A 10,413-nucleotide genomic window follows, 5' to 3' on the forward strand; every position below is an offset into this window, starting at 1 on the left:
TCGATATATCACACCGATATTATATCGTGGTGTGATATAATTGTCAACATAAAAAGTTGATTAACTATCAACTTCTTAATAACTCCATTTCTTTTTACCAATTCCATAAATAATTAAAGCCAAAACAATTGCTGCAATCATATCGACAAAGGCATGTTGTTTAATTAAAACTGTTGATGCACAAATAAAGAATGTTAATACAATAATGAAAATACAAAGCATATGATGTTCCTTCATCTTTTGACTTTTCATTAATGAAATACTCATCATAAGACTATTATAAACATGAATACTTGGACAGACATTAGTTGGTGAATCTATTGAATATATGAAACCAACTAAAATTTGAAAGACATTTTCATTATTGAGTTCTACTCTTAGATCTTGGCCATTAGGAAAAATCAAATAAATAAGCAAAGAAATCATCATTCCAGTAAAAAGATAAAAGGCTGTTCTTTGAAAACCCTCCTGATCAATAAATATAAAATAGACAAAACCAAAAGCAATAAATGCAAACCATAGTAAATAAGGGATTACAAAATATTCATTAAATGGAATATACTGATCTATCAATGAACTTGTCATGATTGTTCTTGTAGACATACGTTTTTCTAACAATAGAAATCCAATCATATAAATCAAAAGAAAAATCAAAAGATATTTTATGTTTTTATATTTCTTTAAAAATGCTTTCATGATTTATCCCTCCATGATAAAATATATAATACAATGATGTTTAAATAATGTGAATTCTGTATGAATGGAGCTTAATGATATGAAAAATATTATTTTTGATATAGGAAATGTTATTCTAGATTTTCAGCCCGAAGAATATCTTCTTCAGTATTTTGATAAAAATGTTATGGGCGATTTAATGACAATTGTTTTTTCTAGTGATGAGTGGGTTAACTTAGATATTGGAACATGTACTTTATCAGAAGCTATCAATTCATTAACATTAGCACATCCTCACTATCATGATGAACTTATCTTCTTTTTAACCCATTGGACATATATGATGGTTCCTATTCCAGAAACAATACAATTACTTTATGAACTTAAAAATAAGGGTTATCTATTATATATCTTATCTAATTTTTCAACTGATGGGATAGATACTTTATTCAAAAGATATGATTTTTTTGAACTATTTGATGGTGCTGTTATTTCCTCAAAAGAAAAATTAGTTAAACCAGAAGAAAAAATCTATCAAGTTTTACTTGATAGATATTCATTAAATCCTTCAGAATCTGTCTTTATTGATGATCTTTTGGCTAATGTTAATACAGCAAAAAGACTAGGTATGTATGGTATTTATTTACCTTATCAAACTGACTTAAGAAATGAACTTATCAAAATGAATATACTATAGAAATGGAGAAATGTATGAAAAATATTATCTTTGATATTGGAAATGTATTATTAAGATTTCAGCCACGTGATTATTTAAAACAGTTTTATGATCAAGAAACAGTCAATGAACTTATGGGAAGATTATTTGCGAGTGATGAATGGATTGAGTTAGATAGAGGAACTATGATGATTCATGATGTTATTGAAATTCTTACAAAAAGACATCCTCAATATAGTGAAGAAATAACATTTGTCTTAAATCATTGGACTGATATGATGACTCCTATTGTTGAGAATGTTAAAATTGCATATCAGTTAAAAGAAAAAGGATATTCATTATATTTATTATCTAATTTTCACTTAGAAGCTATAGAAACTATGTTTCATAAATATGATTTCTTTAAAATATTTGATGGAAAAATCATATCTGCTCATGTTCACTGTATAAAACCAGATCATCAGATTTATCAGTTATTAATTGACAAATATGCACTCGCTCCAAAAGAATCTGTTTTTATAGATGATTCTTTTATGAATGCAAATACTGCTGATGAATTAGGGATAACGGGTATTTACTTACCTTATGAAGAAAGTCTAGAAGAAAAATTAAAAGCATTACATATTTTATAATACAAAGGAGACTGAAATTCAGTCTCCTCTTATATTTCATCAGGTTTTTGTCCATTATGAGCTAACCATTGGCACTCTAACATTTGCATATGTCTAAATATTGCTTGAAATGAAGAATCTTCTGGAGAACAAGCATAGATACCAAATTGAATCTTTCCTTTACCTTTGTGCATATGACAAATTCTCATTTGCTGAAAATTCACACCATCCATTGAACACTCTATACAATAATCATCTTCTCGTCTACTTAACCGATACCACATGGATTTTATCGAAGCATCAATCTCTGTTGTTGCCCAATCTGAATACCCATTATTTGTCACAACACTGCCTAAATGCTGAAAGTTTTCATTTTCATATTCTATAGATGCTTTTAACCAATTCTCACTATCTAAATACATGACAATGCCACATTGATCAAAACGATGATGGCTATCATGAAAATCTGTTTTCACAACAAAACTAAAATATTGCTGATCTGTTTCCATTTGTAATACAGGGGCATTATCATTTTGAAAATGATAATACGTCCTTTGCCATAAATCTGTATGAGGCGTCGTTACAATTTCAACTCTATCATCTGTTATATGATAAGATTGAGGTTGTCTTGTCCACTTAAAATCACTCATATTCATATTATTTACTCCTTTGAAATAATTGAATCATCTGCTGTAATAGAACGAATCACATGACAAGGATTTCCTACTGCAATCACATTTTCTGGTATATCTTTCGTGACCGTACTTCTAGCTCCAATCACACTACCTCTTCCAATTGTCACACCAGGTAGGATTGTCACATCTCCACCAATCCAAACACCATCCCCTATTGTAATAGGTAAAGCAATTTCAAGACCAGCATTTCTCTCATCAGCAACCAAAGCATGATTAGCTGTATAAGCACCAAAGTTTGGTCCTATAAAACAATTCTTACCAATAGTAATCGTTGCACAATCCATTAAATATGCATTACGATTAATAAATGTATGATCTCCTATATAAGAATTATAACCATAATCAGTATAAAATGGTGTTAATAAAGTTATATCACTTCCTATATGAGGTATTAATTGTTTCAATATTTCTGATTTTCTCTTCACATCTTTAGGATTTGTCTGATTCAATAGAAAACATAATTCCTCTACATCTAATCTTTCACTTAATAATTGTTTGTCATTATTAGCATCATACCAAAGTCCCTGTTCCATCTTTTCACGTTCTGTCATTCATTTTCTTCCTTTCATATTAAGAGATATTTATTAATGGCCTCTACAACGCCATCATGTTCACAATCATTCACAATAATATCAGCAATATTCTTTACATTTTCATTCGCATTTCCCATTGCAATAGCTAATCCAACAGTATCTAACATTTCTAAATCATTATCTGAATCACCCACTGCAATACATTGGTCAGTTGATATATTTAAATAATCACAAAGATGCTCTATTCCTAATCCTTTATTAACACCTTTTGGTGTTAATTCTAAAGAAGATATTTCTACACAAGCTTTAACAATAGCTAAATCTTTTAAAGATTGTAAAGATTTTTCTCTTTCTTCTGTAGAACGATGATAGAAATTAACTTTTTCAACATGATTCATATGTTTCTGAAAGAATAATTCAACATTCATTATAGGCTCTACACACTCCAAAAACATATTCTGATATTTTCCCATCTGATATTCATCCATTCTCTGTCTTTGTCCATCAGGTGAATATGAATACCCATTTGTAAATATATGTAACATAATATCTTGTTTTTGTAATGTGTTATATATTTTTAAAATGTCATCTTTTGAAAAAGTTTTTTGATAAATCATTTGATGTTCATATAAATCATAAACACAAGCACCACTCTCTAAAATCATATATCTTACCATTGTTAAATCATCCAAATAATGTTTCATTTCACTGAGTGATCTTCCAGTAGAAATCACAACATACTTATCTGCATCTTTCGCTTTTTTCATAGCATCTAGATTACTCTTCGTTATTTTCAATTCATGATTTAAAAGTGTTCCATCCATATCCAAAGCAATCAATTGATAATTCATATCTCTCCTCCTTGCTTTCCCATTGTAAAACAAAACTTTATGAAATACCAATATTTTCGTAAATAGAAAAAACATATCTAATGATATGCTTTGACTCTTTCTCGTAGTCTATGTGTAACAATTTTAAGGGAGGATGTTTGGACAAGGACCACAGATATTAATATGAATAAACCACCTATAATAACATTCATCTTAATATATTCATTAAGAATGATTGCTGAGAAAATCACAGCAAATAAACTCTCAGTTGATAAAATCACTGAACAACTGCTTGCGCTTGCTACTTGTTGTGCTCGTGTTTGTAAGAAAAAACATAGAAATGTTGCAAATACAACAATATAAATACATGATAAAATAGATTCACCAGAAATCTGAGTAGGAACATGAGAAAATAATAAAACACAAGGGATAGATAAAACTGCACATGTTCCTAATTGGACTGCATTAATAATCCGACTATCTTCTAAAACACAAGTATATTGTAAAGAGACAAGATGAGCAGCAAAGAATACTGCACATCCTAAAGCAAGTAAATCGCCTATTTGGAATGTCATTTGTGACGAAGTCAAAATAGAAACACCAAATAAACAAAGACATGAACTTAATATTTGTCTTTTAGATGGTTTCTTCTTAAATACAAAATAACAAAAGTAAGGGACCATGACAACACCAGATGCTGAAAGGAACGCATTATTACTGACACTTGTCAATGTCTGTGCATATGTCTGTAAGCCATATGCAATAAATAGTAATATACCATTAAAGATTCCCTTTTTGACAACACGACTATCTATTTGTTTTATCTTCTTTATAATTAATGCCCAAGCAAGTAATGCCGATCCCATAAAACGAATAAATAAAATATCAAAACAAGAAAATGAAACCAAAGCTCTTTCCACTGCAATAAAACCTAAACCCCATATAACTGCGACAATACCACAATAGAGATGTGCTCTTTTTTCACTCATCATAATCCCCCTCTCTACCATTTATTTTTTGAGTTCAATCGCTTCTTTTCCACTCATATGTTCAATATCAATAACCACAATCATTGTTTGATTAAACAATTTATCAATTTCTGCTTTTCTTCCTAATTCATCATAAGGAGAATATTTTTCAGCAAATATTTCAAATGCATTTCTTTTTTCAATAGTATCTTCTAATATTTTTGCCTTACCAAAAACAATCACACTTCTAAAATATGTTGTATATTCTTCTTCTACAATCTGGTCTTGATCAATCACACAAAAAGATACTTTTGAATGATCTTTTATTGCATCTAACTTATGCCCTGACTTAGCCATATGAAAGATAATTCTTGAACTATCATGGACATAACTTAAAGGAACAGTATATGGATAATCATTATCTCCTAGAACTGCCAATACACCTGCTGTTCCTCTTGCTAAAATATCAGTGCATTCTTTTATTGATAGAATTTGACGATGACGTCGCATTTCTCTAAACATATTTTTCACTTCCTTTAAATAGAATGAATCTGGCAATAAGCATTGCCAGATAAGTTACTATTAATATTTATATTTCCACATATATTTTCTTTTGCTTAATGGATGATTTCTCATATCAGCTAATAATTCATTAAATACACCAAGCATTGCTGTATGGAAGTCATAATCGAAGTATTCACTAACTTCACCTAAGTCATTCATACCATATTTTTCACCATCAATAACTGTGAAATGATGATTGTATTGACTTAAGAAAGAAATAGCTCTTTCATCTAATGGTTTTGTTTTACCAGTTGATTTTAATAATAAGAATGCTGTATCTGGATCAGTAATTTCAAATGGACCATGGAAGAATTCACCAGTGTGGATAACAGCTGAGTTAATCCATTGCATTTCCATTAAGATACAAATCTGTTGTTGTTGCGCTGCTGACCATGCAGTTCCTGAACCCATTGTATAAATAATATTATCATCTTTATAGTTGATTGAGAATTGAATTGCTTCTGGAATAATTGCTTTTTCAGCAGCTGGAACTAAATTATTCATTTTTTTCATAGCATCCAACATCATTTCATATTTTCCAGTTCCTTCAACTTGATGTAATGTTTCTACAGCAATACGTAAGATATATCCAGTTTTGCTTTCTTCATAAACTGCCTCAGATAAATCTTTAAATAAGACAACATAATCAGAAACGTCAGTAATACCATTATCCCCTTCTTCATGAGTCATTCCAATAACAGTTGCTCCTAATTTCTTAGCAACACGCCCTGCTTCAACAGTTTCAGCTGTATTTCCACCACGAGACGAAATCACAACGATTGAATTTTCCCCTACACATGATGGTGTATCATGTACAAATTCATTTGATGAAGTATAACTTGTTGTTACATTTTTTGCCTCTCTTGAAACATAGTAATAAGGTGCATAGAAACAAGCTAATGATCCTCCAACTCCTGTAAAACTAATGTTTTTGATTTCTTTCTTTGAAGTAATTTCTTCAATCATTTTTTTAACATCGAACATTTTTTCTTCCTCCTCTTTTATCTTTTCTAACGTTCAATAATATATGGAAAACTTATTGCTAAGATATTCCTAAATTGCTAAGATACCAAAGTAATTCAATATGATACCTACAATAAAACATGAGATAATAACAACCATTGGTTTAACACCTTTTTTCACTAAGAAATACATAACTCCAGTTAATGCTAATGGAATTAATTTAGGCATAATACCATCTAAGATGACTTGTAATTGTAATGCTTCTCCATAAGCTAATGGTGTTGTAATATTAACCAAACTTGCAACCATACCACCAATAACCATCAAACCAGCAACGCTACAACCATACATAATCTTATCCATCAAATTACTCTTAGAAATTTGTTCTAAGTATTTTTGACCATTTAAATATCCAAGTTTAGCTCCAAACCAAGTGATTGGGAAGCTGACACCAAATGAAATTAACATAGCTAAGATAGGACCTAAGATTGATCCTTGCTGTGCTAATGAAATACCAATACTCATAGCAATAACTCTAACAGTTCCTTGGAACAGTGAATCACCAATACCTGATAATGGACCCATTAATGCAACTTTCACTGAATTAATCATCTTTGGATCAAATGTTTCTGGATTATCAGCATATTCTTCTTCCATTGCTGCTGTTAAACCTAATACAAATGCTCCAAACTGAGGTGTAATATTAAAGAACTCTAAAGATCTGCGATAAGCTTCTTTTTTCTTTTCATCTTCCTCTGGATCTGGATACAAACGATCTATTGTTTTAGATATCCCCCACATGAAAGCTGTATTCATTTGTCTTTCATAATTCCAAAGCGCCTGCATACACCAACCACCCCAGAAAAATTCTTTAACCTTTTTATTGAGTGGATAATTTCTTTGAATTTCTAATCCTTTTTTTGACATAGCTTCTCCCCTCCTAATCATCCAATTCGTCATCTAGTTCATCTAATTCATCAATATCTGCACCAGCTGCCTGTAATGAAGAAGAACTATTTCCAAATTTGATTTGATATAATAAGACTGTGACTACAATTGAAATGACTGCGATAGCTGTTAAACCTAATCCTGAATATGCTGCAATTACAAATCCTAAGAAGAAGAATACTGCATTCTTTTTATTAATCATTGTAGATAACAACATTGCAAACCCAAAGAATGAAATTAAGTTAGCACCTAAAGAAACACCACTCATGATAAATTCAGGAACTGCATTTACAATTGTGTTAATTAAATCATTTCCAAAGTAAACTGCAAAGAATACTGGGATAAATTTAAATACTGAATATACAAGTGGTCCAAATAAGATATGAACACGTCTTGCCATTGCATATTGACTCTTTTCAACATATCCATCACACATATGGCATAATTGAATACGAATAATATCAGCAACTGTTGTTAATAACTGATCTAATAATGTCATTGGTACAGCAATTGTTAGAGCTGTTTCAATTGATGCACCTGATGTAATAACAAGAGCACATCCTGTGATCGCTCCAATGTTCATATCAACACCTGAAGCTCCAATACTCATCATACCTAAAGTGATCATTTCCATTTGGGCTCCAACTAATAGTCCTGTTTCAACATTCCCCATAATAAGCCCGACGATTGTACAAGTAATCAATGGTCTTTCAAAATTCAAACGTCCTAACATACGTGAATCCAAAACCATGAAGACTGCAACCAATCCAATTAAAATCGATTGAAATAACATAATACTTTTCCCTCCTGTTTTAGTTTAATTTCAATTCCTCTCTCTTTGATGTTGGTAACTGCTGCATGAAAATCTTTACACCAGCATCCAAAATCTTTTTTGTATCCGCAATTTCTTCATCATTCAAATAAATAACTGATGAGAATTGTTGAGACCCTTCTTTTTTCGCAATACCACCATAATTAACTTCCTTAAACTTTGGATATTGCTCTATAAATCTTGCTGCATCATGTGTACAACCAAAGACAATAAAGATTGTATCTTTCAATGTTTCAACTTTTTCCATCTTTGATAAAGCTTTCTCAACTGTGAAGATATTTAATTTTACTCCAGCAGGTTTTGACATATTTAAAGCCATCTTTTGAAATTCATCATTAGCTGCTTTATCATCAATAACAATAATTCTTGTTGCTCCTAAAAACTGTGTCCAAGAAAATGCGACCTGACCATGAACTAATCGATGATCAATTCTAACTGCTTTAATCATTAAAGTTCTCCTCCTTATAAACTATCATCTAAATCATCTTCATAATGATTCACTAAACTATTCACATATTTAACAGAGACCATTTCATCACTGACTTTTGCATTGAGTATTTCCGTATTGATTTCCCCTGGTGTTAATACCAAATCAACTAAGAAAGCTAAATTTGTATTTGTAACAAGATAGAATGGGTATTGTGATAAGTGTTTTACAAATTCATTATTAACACTTCCACCCATCATATCTGTGCAGACAATGACATCAGTTGTATCAAAATCAACACTTGTCATTATTTTTTCAATTTCATCTGCTAAGTTAAAATCTGGTGTAAGATATCCACAAATTGTTTCAATCCTACTTGTATCTCCAACGATAATATTCAATGCACTCACAAACCCTCTAGCAAGTTCTCCATGTGTTGCAATAATAATCTTTTTATCTTTTTCCATTTTTCATTCCCCTATTTCCCATTTAATTTAGAGACCAACTCTCCATCTTCAAATTTCTCTTCATCTGCTGCAATAAACTCATACAGATATGCAATTTCACTTGTTGGTATTGTAATATTGTATCTTTTTGATAATGTCTGAAAAGATTCATAAACTGATTGTATAAACTCTTTGTTTTCTCTTTCAAATCCTTCCAGATCCACAAATTCTGTAATAGCCGTCTTTGTTACAAGTCTTTCAATTAAACAGCAAACATGAATATAAATACCAATTAATGTTTTTCCACCAAAACTTTTATTCAGACGCTGCTGTAAATCTTCAATCGCTAACGTGACATTATCTAATAAAACTTTTGGATTAAGAATTGTTAAATATCCTACTACATTTTGTAAAGTAAACTTCTTGCGTAAATTATCTAGCAAATGATCTAATTGTTCAGGCTGTAAATATTTTGACAAACGTGATGTCATCACATCAATATTATTTCCTGATATGATATCTTCTAGCGCAATGAACACTTGACCTTCAATATGTGGATTCGCTGTTCCAGTAATAAACAAAACATTATTGTTTTGAAAAATTTCATGATTTTGTCCATTCGCAATTAATTGTGTATAATCACAAACTTCTAAATCAATTGGTGTTTGTGTAGAAAAACTATTTTCAAATAACTCACGCATTCTTTGTGCCATATGAATTCCACTTTCACTTGTAAATAATATTGTGTCATTCTTTTGACGTTCAATAATTGTATAAGCTGCTTTTGATTCAGCACTGACCTTTTCTAATGTCGTTTGAATATCACGATCATTTAAGATACAGTTTCCAACATTTAGTGCAAGCCTTGTTGACACATTGTTAATCACGCCAACACTACAATTAATAGCAGTACTTAAGCTATTTCCTAATTGTTCAAGAGATCCCATATCAACCATAACGATGACATCCGCATTATGATTCATACGATTTAATCGTCCTACTAATACTTCTTTAATTTCATCAACTGTCACATCTAATGGCATATCCACAGCATCAAACACATAATTTTCTAATAAACTGTTCACTGCTTCTGCAATCGAAGTTGCTGTTGAATAACCATGACAAACAATCATTCCAAAAATATTTCGTCTTGAGACTTGAGCATTGTAATGATGTAAATAGATAATCATAATAATAGAGAGAATATCTATCATCTTCATTTCTAAATTTGTATTAATCAGATGT

14 protein-coding genes are annotated in these 10,413 nt (G+C 30.6%); 2 read left to right on the forward strand and 12 right to left on the reverse strand.

Annotated features, from left to right (window positions below):
• Nucleotides 1-75: 75 nt before the first annotated feature.
• Entirely contained in the window at nt 76-696 is a 621-nt protein-coding gene (locus tag BN350_RS16045; RefSeq protein ID WP_044600414.1) for a phosphatase PAP2 family protein, read from the reverse strand.
• Nucleotides 697-775: 79 nt separating this feature from the next.
• On the opposite strand from BN350_RS16045, the gene BN350_RS16050 reads away from it, so the two are divergent.
• Nucleotides 776-1,372: an HAD family hydrolase gene (locus tag BN350_RS16050; protein WP_028044499.1), complete on the forward strand. Its 597-nt coding sequence runs from the start codon at nt 776-778 to the stop codon at nt 1,370-1,372.
• 14 nt (nt 1,373-1,386) lie between these two features.
• The gene (locus tag BN350_RS16055; protein ID WP_028044500.1) at nt 1,387-1,983 is read left to right on the forward strand and encodes an HAD family hydrolase; all 597 of its coding nucleotides are present in this window, start codon (nt 1,387-1,389) and stop codon (nt 1,981-1,983) included.
• A gap of 29 nt (nt 1,984-2,012) precedes the next feature.
• On the opposite strand, the gene BN350_RS16060 is transcribed toward BN350_RS16055, so the two are convergent.
• The 11 genes from BN350_RS16060 to BN350_RS19595 all read right to left on the reverse strand — a co-directional run.
• Nucleotides 2,013-2,618: a DUF1349 domain-containing protein gene (locus BN350_RS16060; RefSeq protein ID WP_028044501.1), complete on the reverse strand. Its 606-nt coding sequence runs from the start codon at nt 2,616-2,618 to the stop codon at nt 2,013-2,015.
• A gap of 5 nt (nt 2,619-2,623) precedes the next feature.
• The gene (locus tag BN350_RS16065; RefSeq protein ID WP_028044502.1) at nt 2,624-3,208 is read right to left on the reverse strand and encodes a sugar O-acetyltransferase; all 585 of its coding nucleotides are present in this window, start codon (nt 3,206-3,208) and stop codon (nt 2,624-2,626) included.
• Nucleotides 3,209-3,222: 14 nt separating this feature from the next.
• The gene (locus BN350_RS16070) at nt 3,223-4,041 is read right to left on the reverse strand and encodes a Cof-type HAD-IIB family hydrolase (RefSeq protein WP_028044503.1); all 819 of its coding nucleotides are present in this window, start codon (nt 4,039-4,041) and stop codon (nt 3,223-3,225) included.
• A 77-nt stretch (nt 4,042-4,118) separates the two neighbouring features.
• Entirely contained in the window at nt 4,119-5,009 is an 891-nt protein-coding gene (locus BN350_RS16075) for a DMT family transporter (protein WP_028044504.1), read from the reverse strand.
• A 21-nt stretch (nt 5,010-5,030) separates the two neighbouring features.
• Nucleotides 5,031-5,510 carry a pyridoxamine 5'-phosphate oxidase family protein gene (locus BN350_RS16080; protein WP_028044505.1) on the reverse strand — a complete coding sequence of 160 codons (480 nt, stop codon included), beginning with the start codon at nt 5,508-5,510 and terminating at the stop codon, nt 5,031-5,033.
• Nucleotides 5,511-5,570: 60 nt separating this feature from the next.
• A complete protein-coding gene (locus BN350_RS16085) occupies nt 5,571-6,536 on the reverse strand; it encodes an SIS domain-containing protein (RefSeq protein ID WP_028044506.1) in 966 nt (321 codons plus the stop codon).
• Between the two features lie 69 nt (nt 6,537-6,605).
• Complete coding sequence (locus BN350_RS16090) at nt 6,606-7,442, reverse strand: PTS system mannose/fructose/sorbose family transporter subunit IID (RefSeq protein ID WP_028044507.1); 837 nt, start codon at nt 7,440-7,442, stop codon at nt 6,606-6,608.
• Nucleotides 7,443-7,455: 13 nt separating this feature from the next.
• Nucleotides 7,456-8,256, reverse strand: coding sequence for a PTS mannose/fructose/sorbose/N-acetylgalactosamine transporter subunit IIC (locus BN350_RS16095; RefSeq protein WP_028044508.1), 801 nt, complete (start codon nt 8,254-8,256; stop codon nt 7,456-7,458).
• Between the two features lie 19 nt (nt 8,257-8,275).
• A complete protein-coding gene (locus BN350_RS16100; RefSeq protein ID WP_028044509.1) occupies nt 8,276-8,743 on the reverse strand; it encodes a PTS sugar transporter subunit IIB in 468 nt (155 codons plus the stop codon).
• A gap of 14 nt (nt 8,744-8,757) precedes the next feature.
• The gene (locus tag BN350_RS16105; protein ID WP_028044510.1) at nt 8,758-9,189 is read right to left on the reverse strand and encodes a PTS sugar transporter subunit IIA; all 432 of its coding nucleotides are present in this window, start codon (nt 9,187-9,189) and stop codon (nt 8,758-8,760) included.
• An 11-nt stretch (nt 9,190-9,200) separates the two neighbouring features.
• A partial coding sequence (locus BN350_RS19595; RefSeq protein ID WP_147573619.1) for a PRD domain-containing protein occupies nt 9,201-10,413 on the reverse strand: 1,213 nt, incomplete at its 5' end.

The sequence above is a fragment of the Candidatus Stoquefichus massiliensis AP9 genome (assembly GCF_000455285.1).
Classification (GTDB): Bacteria; Bacillota_I; Bacilli_A; order Erysipelotrichales; family Coprobacillaceae; genus Stoquefichus; species Stoquefichus massiliensis.

Coding starts and splice junctions, on each gene's coding strand:
- BN350_RS16045 (WP_044600414.1), bottom strand. CDS start 696: ATGAAAGCATTTTTAAAGAAATATAAAAACATAAAATATCTTTTGATT.
- BN350_RS16050 (WP_028044499.1), top strand. CDS start 776: ATGAAAAATATTATTTTTGATATAGGAAATGTTATTCTAGATTTTCAG.
- BN350_RS16055 (WP_028044500.1), top strand. CDS start 1,387: ATGAAAAATATTATCTTTGATATTGGAAATGTATTATTAAGATTTCAG.
- BN350_RS16060 (WP_028044501.1), bottom strand. CDS start 2,618: ATGAATATGAGTGATTTTAAGTGGACAAGACAACCTCAATCTTATCAT.
- BN350_RS16065 (WP_028044502.1), bottom strand. CDS start 3,208: ATGACAGAACGTGAAAAGATGGAACAGGGACTTTGGTATGATGCTAAT.
- BN350_RS16070 (WP_028044503.1), bottom strand. CDS start 4,041: ATGAATTATCAATTGATTGCTTTGGATATGGATGGAACACTTTTAAAT.
- BN350_RS16075 (WP_028044504.1), bottom strand. CDS start 5,009: ATGAGTGAAAAAAGAGCACATCTCTATTGTGGTATTGTCGCAGTTATA.
- BN350_RS16080 (WP_028044505.1), bottom strand. CDS start 5,510: ATGTTTAGAGAAATGCGACGTCATCGTCAAATTCTATCAATAAAAGAA.
- BN350_RS16085 (WP_028044506.1), bottom strand. CDS start 6,536: ATGTTCGATGTTAAAAAAATGATTGAAGAAATTACTTCAAAGAAAGAA.
- BN350_RS16090 (WP_028044507.1), bottom strand. CDS start 7,442: ATGTCAAAAAAAGGATTAGAAATTCAAAGAAATTATCCACTCAATAAA.
- BN350_RS16095 (WP_028044508.1), bottom strand. CDS start 8,256: ATGTTATTTCAATCGATTTTAATTGGATTGGTTGCAGTCTTCATGGTT.
- BN350_RS16100 (WP_028044509.1), bottom strand. CDS start 8,743: ATGATTAAAGCAGTTAGAATTGATCATCGATTAGTTCATGGTCAGGTC.
- BN350_RS16105 (WP_028044510.1), bottom strand. CDS start 9,189: ATGGAAAAAGATAAAAAGATTATTATTGCAACACATGGAGAACTTGCT.